Genomic DNA, 12,875 nt, shown 5'->3' on the forward strand with positions numbered 1-12,875 from the left:
CTTAATTATTAAATTCATATTGAAATAGTTTTCTAATATTTTTATCGCTTTCAGAAGTACAAACAAGTGTGAGCAGAACATTAATATTTGAATACTTAAATATAATTTTTGGCTTAAGCTTCTGATTAATAAAATCCCCCAGATGGGAAGTTATAATCTCTATATCTAAATGCTGACGTTCAAAGGTAGGAACTATCAGAACAAAATTAATCCTATTGCAAACGTCAAGCTGGCTAGACATAATTTGCAACTTTTTAAGGATCGAATTTTCCAATAATTTATAGCCAGTTTCGCTCAAGTACTCTAGGCTTACTAATTCTTCTCTTTCCCAATCGTCTACAGTTAAAAAGTCATAGAAATACTCTTGATTACTTTCTTCAACATGAAAGTAATTTTCTTCTAACCATCTGACGACCTGCTTACGTATATGAAAACCTTCTACCTTTTTTTGGATGTTGCTATTAATAGATGATTTTACAAAAATACTTTGAATATCCTTGATGGTTTCATCTTGAATATCAGTTTCGAGGTATTCTTTAGAATAGTCTAAGAAACTTCTAGTATGATAGATATAGAAATTTTCAACACCTGCTTCTTTGAATATTTCGGATACCAACTCCGGTCTAGCACCTATAGTCTTTTTGCCATGTGAATTTATGATTCGCATCCAATCTTCTTTCGTATCATCAGTAACAAAGATAATGTTTTTCTTTTGATTTTCACGAGCAAACTCAATTATCTGTTTCCAAACGATAAGATCACCATAACCTTTCTTATAGTTGAGTCCTTCAAAAGCATAATACTCTTCATCACTTTTTTTCTTTTGAGCTTCCAAAATATCTTCAAAGCTTGGTGGAATCTTATTCTTTGCTCTAAATTCTCCATCCTTATATATACTTTCCAAGACCTTTTGGTCTTTAGGAGGAGAACCTAAACTTCCCTTACTGACATTAAATAATTTCGTTAATTCAGTTAGAACCACATCTTCATCGATGTCATTAGTCAGTTTTTTAGCCTTAATCTCATCTAGCTCGTTAATAACACTGTCAGACAACTCTCTGAACCTTTCAATGAAGGTTGAGGTTTTAATCTCACTATGTCTCTTATCTAAATCTAGATCTTTGCATTTTTTTTCAATACTACTTATAGAATCTCTAATAGAATTTTTAATAGTTGATAAACTTGAGTTCTGCTCACCTAGCACGGTCAGTCTATTTCTATGGAACTCTAGACCTACTTGGTAAGGTATCCAAACTCTATTTTCTATCTGTTGAATAATATTAAGAACTTCATCTCTTGACTCTATCTTATAGCGGTATAGGTTGAGAAGTACGTTTGTATCAAATACAAACGTACCTTCTTCCCATAGTTCCTTAAACTGCTCAGGCGTTGGTTGATAATAGCCTTTAAATAAACTTTCCATAACTACTACAGCTCAATTCCTTCCGCCTTCATCACTGAATGCAAATCTTTGTCACCGCGACCTGACATATTAACGACGATCGTCTGATCAGGGGTCATGGTTTTAGCCAGTTTCAATGCATAAGCGACGGCATGAGCAGTCTCAAGCGCAGGTATGATACCTTCTTTACGCGTGGCTTCATGGAAGCCTTCTAGCGCTTCTTTGTCAGTACAGCCGACATACTCAACACGCTTCATGTCTTTTAGGAAGCTGTGCTCAGGGCCAACGCCAGGATAATCAAGACCTGCTGAGATGGAATGTGTCTCCTGAATCTGACCATCATCATCTGCCATTAGGTAGGTGCGGTTGCCATGTAATACACCGATACGACCCGCTGCCAATGGCGCAGAATGGCGACCTGATTCGATACCATCGCCCGTGGCTTCGACGCCATACATTTTGACATCGGTGTCATTGAGGAAATCAAAGAACAGACCAATAGCGTTTGAGCCACCACCCACACAAGCGACCAATGCATCAGGAAGCTTGCCTGTTTTTTCTAAATGCTGGATACGGGCTTCTTTACCAATAATCGCTTGGAAATCACGCACCAATAGCGGATAAGGGTGCGGACCTGCCACCGTACCGATAATATAATACGTGCTATCGACATTAGTTACCCAGTCACGCATGGCTTCGTTCATTGCGTCTTTGAGCGTACGTGAGCCAGATGTCACAGGCACAACTGTCGCACCAAGCAAACGCATACGATAGACGTTCATCTTTTGACGCTCAACATCGTCAGCACCCATATAGACGATACATTCTAGTCCTAGGCGTGCTGCAATCGTCGCCGTTGCGACACCATGCTGTCCTGCACCAGTTTCGGCGATGATACGTTTTTTGCCGCACATTTTGGCAAGCAATGCCTGACCGATCGTGTTATTTACTTTATGCGCACCTGTATGGTTGAGATCCTCACGCTTAAAGTAAATTTGCGCTCCACCAATCTCATCGCTCAAACGCTTGGCATGATATAGCGGTGTTGGACGGCCGACATAATTGACCAAATCGTTGTGATACTCTTCCCAAAACGCTGGATCTGCTTTTACTTTGGTATAGAGGGTCTCTAGCTCCTCTAAGGCAGCCATTAGCGTCTCAGAGACAAAACGACCACCATGTACGCCAAAGTGTCCACGTACGTCGGGATACTGGTTAAAGTCCTGTACATTTTCAGGATTGGTAAAGGTGTTTACAGACTGTGCTGTATCAGATAAATCTTTATTAGCGACATGACTCATGATAATTCCTACTGTAATAAGTGGTATTTTTTATAATAAATATAAAGGGAAAAATAAGATTCGAACAGAAAGATCGGAATAACGATCAGATAAGCCTATTATATATAGAAAATCACCTATCATAAAAAACTTAAGCGACGTCAGTGACCGTTTCATTTTGCCATCGGTCACGCTTGACGGCTTTCATAAAGGCACGCATTTTGGCAGCGTCTTTTTTGCCCTTGTCACTCTCGATACCGCCACTGACATCGACGCCATAGATAGGTAGATTAGAGGTTTCTGCCACGTTCTGCGCATCGAGACCACCAGCCAATACAACTGGCAGCGTGCTGTCTTGTGGAATAAGACTCCAGTCAAAGCGCTGCCCTGTACCGCCGTATGCCGCCTGATGATAAGCATCTAACAAAATACTACTGGCACCTGCGCTAGCAAACTGTGCGATCTGAGCACGAACGCTATCGGGTGTATCTGCTTCTGCATTGATACGCAGCGCTTTAATCCAGCGTTTATTGACCATACTTGCCAGCTGCGCGCATTGCTCAGGCGTCTCATCGCCGTGGAACTGAATGATATCAAAGGGTACAGTATTTGCCAGTTCGATCAGCTCATCTGTAGACATATTGACCACTAACGCCACAACGCTCACAAAAGCAGGTACGGCAGCGCTTAGAGTTTGTGCTTGCTCCATCGTGACCGCACGCGGACTTGGCGGATAAAACACCAAACCGACCGCGTCAGCACCTAACTGTGCCGCCGTCTGAATATCACTAAGCTGAGTAAACCCGCAAAACTTAACATGCATGTCGTGACCTTTGATTTTTTGGTACTTTTTCTTTCTTAAGACTGATGATTTCTTTAGAACTGCTTATCTTTTGAGACTTCATCTTCCTAAGCATGACACTGATTATAACGGTATCAGATAGGTTTGAGCTAAAGGTAAATCGTTAGATATGATGATGATTTGTTACTCAAACGGCAAAGCCATTGCATCCAAAAACTTATCCTAGCATACTTTTATCACCAGTTTTGTTTATGATTGCGATTGATTAATATAGGGATACTTTGATGTCTAAGACTACTAACAACAGTGGTAGCAATAATAAGAATAGCGACAGTAGCAGTAGCGATAGTCCGTTGCATTACTTAATGTGGTTTCGTCGGGACCTACGCCTTCATGATAATACCGCATTGGCAGCGCTGTGCGAACGCGCTAATGAGGACAATGCATCAGTATCTGCTGTGTTTTTTTTGACACCTGAGCAGTGGCAAGAGCATGACACTTCTCTTGTCCAAGTCGATCATATTATCCGCACCTTGCCTAATCTAGCGAAGGACTTGCAATCAAAACTCAATATCACCTTGATTGTACAGTTATGCCCTAGTTTCTCTGACTGTATAGATACTCTGACAAGCTTATGCAATGACAACAATATCAGCTGCATTATGGCCAATCATGAGTATGAGGGTAATGAGATCAATCGTGATGAGCAAATAAGCGACCAGCTTGCAAAAGACGATATCGAGTTCGTCCGCTGGCATGATCAATGTATTTTACCGCCACTGAGCATTACGACCAATGACGGTGACAGTATGTATAAGGTCTTCACGCCGTTTTATAAGAAATGGCGACATACCTTGGACGTGAGCACCATCCAAATGCATGACGCAGCAGCGGTTGATTGCGATGATAAACTCAATCTAAAGTCATCAAAGAGTATAGCTACTACAATCGACGATATCGAAACACTCAGTAAAAAAATACTCAGTGATTATCAAAAGACGCTAGAGAAAGGAGATTCATTAGCGCATATCGATATGGAAGCACAATTGACTGCCACAAGAGACGCCTATCCTGCAGGCGAATCTGCTGCTTGCCAGCGTGTAGAGACGTTTGTCGCTGATGATATCAATGATTATGATGTCAGCCGTGATGTACCACATCTGCATGCTACCAGCCAGCTATCGGCTTATCTCACTATAGGCTCTATCAGCCCTAGATTCTGCTATCTACAAGCAAGCAAAGCCCAAGAAAAACTGCATGGCAATGATGGTGACAATGAAGATATCAACCGCTGGATAAGTGAGCTGGCGTGGCGCGACTTTTATCGTCATGTGCTGGTCGACAAACCAAACCTCATTCGTCATAAAGCCTACAAAGAAGACACCGACACCAAAGTCAGTTGGTCATACGATGAAGATGAGTTTGAATCATGGTATACCGGCATGACCGGTGTGCCACTCGTTGATGCGGCGATGCGCTGCTTAAATGCGACTGGATTTATGCACAACCGATTGCGCATGGTCACAGCGATGTTTTTGACCAAGGACTTATTGATTGATTGGCGCTTAGGTGAGCGCTACTTTATGCAGCAGCTCATCGATGGTGACTTTGCGTCTAATAATGGTGGCTGGCAGTGGAGCGCGTCAACAGGTACTGACTCAGCGCCCTACTTCCGTATTATGAATCCTTTTAGTCAAGGCAGTACGCATGACAAAAAAGCATTGTTTATCAAAACATGGCTACCGGAACTAAAAGATATCCCTGCGAGCACCCTGCATAATGAGGACAAGATGCGTAAAGCACTGTCAAAGGATGGGGAGTTTGCCGATGTTGATTACCCTGCGCCAATGGTCGAACACAAATCAGTCCGAAAACTGGCTATCGCTGAATTCAAGAAAGAGGCTTAAGTTTAAAAAGAAGTTTAAGTTTAAGAAAACAACCAACAGTCTAGCCATTCGTAATTGCGGGCAACTGACAGGCGCCTGCACCCTGCGTGGTCACCGTCACAATAGCACCAGTCAATGTAAATAGCTGCTGCAATTGCGTTTGGGCGTTTTGCAGCGCCATATTCATCACGTCGCCTCTACAAGCACGCTCTAGCACCTCTGCTTTTGCCATACGCTGTGCTTCATCCAGTATCTTAGGATCGACTTGCATCATGCCAAAAGCACCGGTCTGCCAGTCATAAATCTCGATGTCATCCAAATATACCGAAAATATCTCTGTAGGTGGTAAGGTAATATTGATTTGGGGCATAGTGGCAGCTGATGAGTTAGGATCAGCGACTTTCTCTTCATCCGTATTAGCTGGAGCAGGCTGTACCACTTGCACCATCTCAGGTGTTAGCGCGCTCAGATCAACCCCTGCCTCTACGCGCCCATGAGCGATAAACAATGCTTTTTGTTCATCTTGCCACAGCTTCATCCAGCTGCCTGGTCGCTCACTGGTAATCACGGTATCCACACTAAACGCAACGGTATGTAATCGGTTGAGCTGCTGAATTTGTGTCACCACGCCCTCTCGTGTGATGGTCTCTATTGGCTCTTCTTCTGTCACGTTTTGTGCACTATAAATAGCAAAAACGATTGCAGCCAAGCCAATGAGTAGTATCACCCAAGACATCGTAGCAATAGGTTTCTTGACTGATTGATCGGTGCCATTGGTATGATTGGTATCAGGACTGTTCATAGAGGTTCCCTTTATAGTATTGCATCGTTCTTATAAGACCAATGGTGCTGTAGAGCCAAAGCAAGTGCTCACGGTATAAATGCGACTATTGTGCAGTAAATTCAAGTAACGACTACCAATCCTCTACATAATATCTGGCGGAGCTGTCTACAAAGTGTCTTACGGTTTGCCATAAAATCATAGGGATAACTTAATTATTTGGCTGTTATCAGAGCCTTTGCGTAGCGTTCGGTCTGAAAAGACAAAAAGTCATTGCGTCTTAGGCTAACTTTACCTAACATAGTCAGACTGTATGTATAAAATGTCAGCATAAGTGTGCTTCTCGGGTTTTGACCTGAGTATTTATCATGACTACTTTGCATTTCGACATCGTGATATATCAGTCTAAATTTGCCGCTCTATTACAAGAGTGGTTTTTACTAATGTGCTTTTACATGAGCATATCAGTAACTAGGAAATACCCTAGATTATTGCTAAGTAATAAAGGTAAGCTTGCGGCGGCAACGAAACGATTAGCCATACGCTCAACATCCTACTATTTCTTATTTTTTTATCGTTGATAAGGTTACGCTTTATTTATGAAAGCCAGTCAATTTTTATTTGCTACACTAAAAGAAACCCCAAGTGATGCTGACATCGCCTCAAGCCAATTGATGGTGCGTGCTGGTCTTATCCGTAAGATCGCTTCTGGGTTATATATTTGGTTGCCTATGGGTTTGCGCATCTTGCAAAAGGTCGAACGTATTGTTCGTGAAGAGATGCAAAATATTGGGGCGCAAGAAGTACTGATGCCAATGACTCAGCCAGCTGAGCTTTGGCAGACGACTGGACGTTTTGATGATTATGGTCCTGAGCTACTGCGTTTCAAAGACCGTCATGATCGCGACTTTGTGCTGGGTCCAACGCATGAAGAAGTCATCACCAACCTCGCACAAGGTGAGCTGCGTAGCTACAAGCAACTGCCGATAAGTTTCTTTCAGATTCAAAACAAATTCCGTGATGAGATTCGTCCGCGCTTCGGTGTGATGCGTGCACGCGAGTTCACCATGAAAGATGCCTATTCATTTCATGTGGATCAAACCTCATTGGCCAAAACTTATGATGACATGTATGACGCTTATACCCGTATCTTCACCCGTCTGGGTTTAGATTTCCGTGCGGTACAAGCAGACACAGGCTCTATTGGCGGGTTTGCCTCACATGAGTTTCATGTATTGGCAGATAGCGGCGAAGATGATATTGCTTTCTCAGACTCTTCTGATTATGCAGCCAACGTCGAGCTGGCTGAATCTGTCAGCACCGCTGAGCGTCAGACACCTAGCATGGATCGTGAAGACGTACTAACAGAAAAGATGACCACTTGTAAGATGGTCGCTGAGCACTTAGACATCCCATTAGAAAACACGGTCAAAACATTAATCGTACACGGTCATACCGAAAACGATGAGCCACAGCTAATCGCTGTTGTGCTACGTGGCGATCATCAGCTCAATACGATCAAGGCTGAAAAGATTGAAGAAGCCAACGTTCCACTAACGCTCGCCTCTGACGAAGAGCTAAAGGCAGCGGGTCTGCATAAAGGCTATATCGGCGTCAATTTAGATATGCCAGTATTCGTTGATCGCTCAGCAGCAGCATTGTCAGATTTTGTCTGCGGTGCCAACGAAATCAATAAGCACACTATCGGCATGAACTGGGAACGCGACGCCAGCATCACGCGTGTCGTTGATGTACGCAATGTGCAAGAAGGTGACCCTTCTCCTGATGGTAAAGGTAGCCTAAAAATCAAACGCGGTATCGAAGTGGGTCATATCTTCCAATTGGGTGATAAGTACTCACAAGCGATGAATTGCACGGTCTCTGGCGAAGACGGCAAGCCTGTGACTCTCATGATGGGTTGCTACGGTATTGGCGTCAGTCGTATCATCGCTGCTGCAATCGAACAGAACAACGATGACAATGGCATCATGTGGCCAAAAACGCCAACGGTTGATGACTCAATCGCACCTTTCGAAGTCGCTATCATACCGATGAAGTCAAAAGAAGAAACCGTTATGCAAACAGCAACGGCATTGTACGAAGAGCTGAAGTCTCAAGGTATCAACGTGCTGCTCGACGATCGTAACGAGCGTCCAGGCGTCAAGTTTGCTGATCTTGAGTTGATTGGTATTCCGCACCGTATTGTCGTCTCAGATCGTAACCTTGCAGAAGACAAGTACGAGTACGTCAACCGCCGCGAAGCTGAAAAACAGATGCTAAGTCGCGAAGAAGTCATGGCAAAAGTAACCGGCAAATAGCAGTATCAATAAGAACGATAAAAAAAGCGCCTATCTTATGAGATAGGCGCTTTTTTGTTGGCTTAGCATGGTTCATACTCTAGCCCTAGTAGTGCTAGCGTTACTGACGAATCAAACGACTAGGCTTAGGTAATAGGCTAATATCGCTCACACGGAAAGGATTGATATCGATACCGCCGCGGCGCGTATACCATGCGCGAACCATCAACTCGCTTGGCTGATAGTGCTGACTCAGGTCAGCAAATATCTGCTCAACACACTGCTCATGAAAACCATTGTGTTGACGAAAGCTCAATATATAACGCAGCATATTAGCATTATTAAAAGTCTTGTCAGTCGTTATGGACACCGCCAAAGTGCCCCAGTCTGGCTGATTGGTCACTGGACAATTACTACGCAGTAGATTGGAATAAAAAGTATACGGCTGCGTACCATCATTTGCCATGCTTTCACCGCTCGCCTCTACTTCGTTAGTACTCAGCAATGACGCATCAGGATGCTCAGTTAACGTTACTTTTTCACTACTATTCGCGAGAGCATCATCAATACAAATCCCTTCAGGCTGAGCAATCAGCAATCCTGTGGCTTTGTCATTCAAGTCGTCATTCAAGCCAAATAGCTCTACCTGTACGTCAGCTTGCAGACAGGCTGACAAATCTTTGGCAATCAACGTCTGTACATCATTCCAGCTAGCAAACTCAGTAAAGTTAATACTATTCAAATACAACTTAAGCGACTTTGACTCTACGATAAAGGGCGAGCTGGCAGGGATACCAAAGCGTGCAATCGCCACTTGTGAAATTCCTTGTGTATTTAACCAAGACATCTCAAACGCCTGCCACCAATCCACACCAACCGTTAATTTATCATCCTGCCAGCCAATCGCATCACGTCCCATACTACGTGCAATAGGATATAGCGTCTCTGGACTATACTCAGTAGGATAGTCTGTGGTTTGCTCACCCAAGATACCGTGGATACTCATCTGTCTTCCTAATATTGAACTGTTAAAAACTTGCTATAACTAATACATTCAGTGGATAGTATCTGTACTACCCTTTTGCATCATACATACTACAAGCGCACGCGCGAACCGTTGCTTAGTAAGCGATAAGCAATCGTATAGAATATTGCGCAGAATACAAAAATCGCTGCCATCGAATACCAGACATTGACATCAGAATAGCCAAGAATCCCGTAGCGGAATGAGTTGACCATGTACACGATAGGATTCAGTAGCGAGACATTTTGCCAAAAAGGTGATAGATTCTCCATCGAATAAAATACACCACCAAGATAGGTCAATGGGGTCAATACAAAACTCGGTATGATAGAGATATCGTCAAATGAGCGCGCAAATACCGCATTGATAAAACCGCCTAGTGAGAACAAAATCGACGTGCCAAGCACCGTAAACACCGTTACAAATAAGTGCTCGATACCAAGATCTGTAAAGAATAACGCCACTATCGAAACAATGACCCCAATAGCCAGTCCGCGAAAGATACCACCGCTGATATAACCCATCAAAATGGCATGTTTGGATACAGGCGATACCAATAACTCTTCAATACTAGATGTGAACTTGGCACTAAAAAAGCTCGACACCACGTTCGAGTAACTGTTGGTAATGATCGACATCATGATCAAACCAGGTACGATAAACTGCATGTATGGTACGCCACCCATCTCACCCACACGCGAGCCAATCATCTTACCAAAGATGACAAAGTACAGACTCATCGTGATCACTGGCGGTAGTAACGTCTGCGGCCAAATACGCAAAATGCGGCGTACTTCTTTGAACCATATCGTACGAAACGCAATCCACTTTTTGCTCAATGACATGGTTTTATTATGATCGGTTAATTCCTGACTCATAATCCCGCCTCCTTCATGCTGTCTGCACTTTCAATATTTTTGTCTACCAAGCGCATAAACAACTCTTCTAATCGGTTGGCTTTATTACGCATGCTTCCTACCTTGATGCCTTTATCAGACAACTGATCAAAAACGCCATTCAATGACTCGCCTTCTGTCAATGTGACTTCTAGTGTTTGCTCATCCGGTTGTAATATATCTGTCACCCCAGTCAAAGCCAACTGCTCAGTGAGCGGCGTATCCAAATCAAAAACAAACGTCTCTACTGACAGCTGTGCCAACAAGTCTTTCATTTCTGTATTGATACGAATCTCACCATGATCCAAGATAGCAATGCGTTTACATAGCTGCTCGGCTTCCTCGAGATAATGAGTCGTCAAAATAATCGTGGTGTTTTCTTCGATGTTAATCTGCTGCATAAACTCCCACATAGAGCGGCGCAGCTCGATATCAACACCCGCCGTTGGCTCATCAAGAATCAATAGCTTTGGTTTATGAATCAATGCTCGTGCGATCATCAGACGGCGCTTCATACCGCCGGACAGCTCACGTGATTTACTGTCGCGCTTATCCCACAGCCCAAGTGCGGTAAGTAGCCTTTTCGCCCGTGGTTTGGCTTCTTTGGCAGGAATACCGAAGTAACCCGCTTGAGTAATCAAGATATCTTCGACTTTTTCGAACATATTAAAATTAAATTCTTGCGGTACCACGCCAAGGTATTGCTTAGCAATCGAAGGGTTTTCTAGTAGATCTGTCCCAAAGATATGCACACTGCCTGTGGTTGGCTTGAACAGTGAGCTGATAATACCGATCATCGTAGATTTACCTGCACCATTTGGGCCGAGCAGCGCAAAAAACCCACCTTGTGGTACCATTAAATCGACCCCTTTTAGAGCCGAAAAGCCGTTATCGTAGGTCTTGGATAAGCCTTGGATAGAAAGTGCTGGTACATCAGACATGAAGACCTCTTTATTTGTTATCGGTGTATATAAAGTGCCATTTTAGAATAATAGGCTGTGTTGAACATTCGACTGTCATATAGGCAAAAGCCATATAGAAACGCAAGAGTATGAGAATGTTCAACACACTCTACTACCTAGAAGAGACGGTACAATCTCATAAAATGAGGCTACCAATGATGAATTTCAACTGCTTTATATTCGAAGTACCGTATTAATAATACTCATCATGAAAAAGCGCCTACCTCATTGCTGAAATAGGCGCTTTATAGATAACTATCCTAAAAGCTTTGAGAGATAGTTAATAAGAATTAGCTGGCTTCTGCAACCATATAATCTACAGCGTTTTGGACTTCTTCGTCAGGAATGTCCGCGCCACCTTTGGCAGGCATCGCATTAAAACCGTTGATAGCATGAGTGTATAAGGTTTCTTTACCCTTTGCTATACGTGGTCCCCACGCACCAGCATCACCAAAGATAGGTGAGCCCAGCAAACCTGCTGTGTGACAAGTCTGACATACCGCGTTATAGACAGCTTTACCATCACGAGGACCATCACCCGCTGATGGACCAGCAGCACGTGCTGTTACATCACAAACTTCATCATCTTCAAAACAGACATTGGCAACAGGCTGAATACGAGCAATTAGATTCGGGTACAGCGCGATCAGTTTTTGGACTTGTGGCGTATCTTGCGGGATCGGCTCTTCGTCAGCGGCAGGTGCTACAGCGGCTGTTTCTTCGCCATCTGCTGCTGCCGTCTCTGCGCCGTCTGCTAGTGCAGCTTCGTCCGTAGTCGCAGCGCCATCTGTGGTATCTGCAGCAGCTATAGGCTCACCACCTAACGTTTGCGGCGCCTCTTCTACAGCATCTTGTCCTTCTGCTACATCAGACACAGATACAGGGGTGTCTACAATATCTTCAGCTTGGCTCACCGCGATACTAGCGATTCCTAGAATGGCAGCTGCCGATAACATAACTACTTTTCTCATTCGTCACGTTCTCTTATTACGTATACAAGGGCTGAGACGGCTCGGACATTCTGTCTGTCCTCCTTTGATGACCTCTAAGTCCTCAATAGCAGACAGCCATCCCGCGTGCCAGCGCACTTGTAATCGGTGATTATAAATATGAATTCTCCCCAACATTATAAGGGAAAAGGCAGGTAAATTGCCATGCTTGTTTAATGACTTGACTGTTTTTTCTCAAAAAACCTCAATCACAGCTGTCATTCATTGGCTTTATGCATTTTATTTGTTAGACTAAGCGGTCTTTATTTACAGGCACTTTATGCTGGTTATCATGCTGATCTAAGCGTGACACTCTGGCATACCGTTATCATATGCGCTCGTAGCTCAGTTGGATAGAGTATCGGTCTCCGAAGCCGAGGGTCGTGGGTTCGATTCCCGCCGAGCGCACCATTATTTATAGCTTAAGTTTTATTCAAGTTTCGCCTCAAACATTATATTGTTTGAGGTTTTTTTGTGTCTATAATTTCCTTTAAAACCTTTATCTATAAAGCCTAGCTATTGTGTCTTCATCAACCCTTAAGAAGCAGTCTACTCT

General features: G+C 43.5%; 10 protein-coding genes and 1 tRNA gene. 3 read left to right on the top strand and 8 right to left on the bottom strand.

Annotated elements, in window-relative coordinates:
* Window position 1: 1 nt before the first annotated feature.
* The 3 genes from AC5JPO_RS06025 to AC5JPO_RS06035 form a co-directional block, all read right to left on the bottom strand.
* A complete protein-coding gene (locus tag AC5JPO_RS06025; RefSeq protein ID WP_493853529.1) occupies window positions 2–1,423 on the bottom strand; it encodes a PIN-like domain-containing protein in 1,422 nt (473 codons plus the stop codon).
* 5 nt (window positions 1,424–1,428) lie between these two features.
* The gene (trpB, locus tag AC5JPO_RS06030) at window positions 1,429–2,703 is read right to left on the bottom strand and encodes a tryptophan synthase subunit beta (protein ID WP_493853530.1); all 1,275 of its coding nucleotides are present in this window, start codon (window positions 2,701–2,703) and stop codon (window positions 1,429–1,431) included.
* Between the two features lie 130 nt (window positions 2,704–2,833).
* The gene (locus tag AC5JPO_RS06035; protein ID WP_493854016.1) at window positions 2,834–3,520 is read right to left on the bottom strand and encodes a phosphoribosylanthranilate isomerase; all 687 of its coding nucleotides are present in this window, start codon (window positions 3,518–3,520) and stop codon (window positions 2,834–2,836) included.
* A gap of 248 nt (window positions 3,521–3,768) precedes the next feature.
* Between AC5JPO_RS06035 and AC5JPO_RS06040 the strand changes: the two genes are divergently transcribed.
* Window positions 3,769–5,391, top strand: a complete 1,623-nt coding sequence (locus AC5JPO_RS06040; RefSeq protein WP_493853531.1) for a cryptochrome/photolyase family protein — start codon at window positions 3,769–3,771, stop codon at window positions 5,389–5,391.
* 40 nt (window positions 5,392–5,431) lie between these two features.
* Here AC5JPO_RS06040 and AC5JPO_RS06045 read toward each other — a convergent pair whose 3' ends face one another.
* The gene (locus AC5JPO_RS06045; RefSeq protein ID WP_493853532.1) at window positions 5,432–6,172 is read right to left on the bottom strand and encodes a DUF4230 domain-containing protein; all 741 of its coding nucleotides are present in this window, start codon (window positions 6,170–6,172) and stop codon (window positions 5,432–5,434) included.
* A gap of 578 nt (window positions 6,173–6,750) precedes the next feature.
* On the opposite strand from AC5JPO_RS06045, the gene AC5JPO_RS06050 reads away from it, so the two are divergent.
* Window positions 6,751–8,469 carry a proline--tRNA ligase gene (locus tag AC5JPO_RS06050; protein ID WP_493853533.1) on the top strand — a complete coding sequence of 573 codons (1,719 nt, stop codon included), beginning with the start codon at window positions 6,751–6,753 and terminating at the stop codon, window positions 8,467–8,469.
* A 100-nt stretch (window positions 8,470–8,569) separates the two neighbouring features.
* Here AC5JPO_RS06050 and queF read toward each other — a convergent pair whose 3' ends face one another.
* From queF to AC5JPO_RS06070, 4 genes are all read right to left on the bottom strand, one after another.
* On the bottom strand, window positions 8,570–9,454 hold the full coding sequence (gene queF / locus AC5JPO_RS06055; RefSeq protein WP_493853534.1) for an NADPH-dependent 7-cyano-7-deazaguanine reductase QueF: 885 nt from the start codon (window positions 9,452–9,454) through the stop codon (window positions 8,570–8,572).
* An 89-nt stretch (window positions 9,455–9,543) separates the two neighbouring features.
* Window positions 9,544–10,317 (bottom strand): ABC transporter permease, encoded by a 774-nt coding sequence (locus tag AC5JPO_RS06060; protein ID WP_319051792.1) that lies wholly within the window; start codon window positions 10,315–10,317, stop codon window positions 9,544–9,546.
* A 29-nt stretch (window positions 10,318–10,346) separates the two neighbouring features.
* Window positions 10,347–11,309 carry an ABC transporter ATP-binding protein gene (locus tag AC5JPO_RS06065; protein WP_319051738.1) on the bottom strand — a complete coding sequence of 321 codons (963 nt, stop codon included), beginning with the start codon at window positions 11,307–11,309 and terminating at the stop codon, window positions 10,347–10,349.
* Between the two features lie 311 nt (window positions 11,310–11,620).
* Window positions 11,621–12,301, bottom strand: coding sequence for a c-type cytochrome (locus AC5JPO_RS06070; RefSeq protein WP_319051739.1), 681 nt, complete (start codon window positions 12,299–12,301; stop codon window positions 11,621–11,623).
* A 352-nt stretch (window positions 12,302–12,653) separates the two neighbouring features.
* Here AC5JPO_RS06070 and AC5JPO_RS06075 point away from each other — a divergent pair.
* Window positions 12,654–12,730, top strand: a tRNA-Arg gene (locus tag AC5JPO_RS06075).
* Window positions 12,731–12,875 lie beyond the last annotated feature (145 nt).

Source organism: Psychrobacter sp. H25, assembly GCF_059076335.1.

Coding starts and splice junctions, on each gene's coding strand:
- AC5JPO_RS06025 (WP_493853529.1), bottom strand. CDS start 1,423: ATGGAAAGTTTATTTAAAGGCTATTATCAACCAACGCCTGAGCAGTTT.
- trpB (WP_493853530.1), bottom strand. CDS start 2,703: ATGAGTCATGTCGCTAATAAAGATTTATCTGATACAGCACAGTCTGTA.
- AC5JPO_RS06040 (WP_493853531.1), top strand. CDS start 3,769: ATGTCTAAGACTACTAACAACAGTGGTAGCAATAATAAGAATAGCGAC.
- AC5JPO_RS06045 (WP_493853532.1), bottom strand. CDS start 6,172: ATGAACAGTCCTGATACCAATCATACCAATGGCACCGATCAATCAGTC.
- AC5JPO_RS06050 (WP_493853533.1), top strand. CDS start 6,751: ATGAAAGCCAGTCAATTTTTATTTGCTACACTAAAAGAAACCCCAAGT.
- queF (WP_493853534.1), bottom strand. CDS start 9,454: ATGAGTATCCACGGTATCTTGGGTGAGCAAACCACAGACTATCCTACT.
- AC5JPO_RS06060 (WP_319051792.1), bottom strand. CDS start 10,317: ATGTCATTGAGCAAAAAGTGGATTGCGTTTCGTACGATATGGTTCAAA.
- AC5JPO_RS06065 (WP_319051738.1), bottom strand. CDS start 11,309: ATGTCTGATGTACCAGCACTTTCTATCCAAGGCTTATCCAAGACCTAC.
- AC5JPO_RS06070 (WP_319051739.1), bottom strand. CDS start 12,301: ATGAGAAAAGTAGTTATGTTATCGGCAGCTGCCATTCTAGGAATCGCT.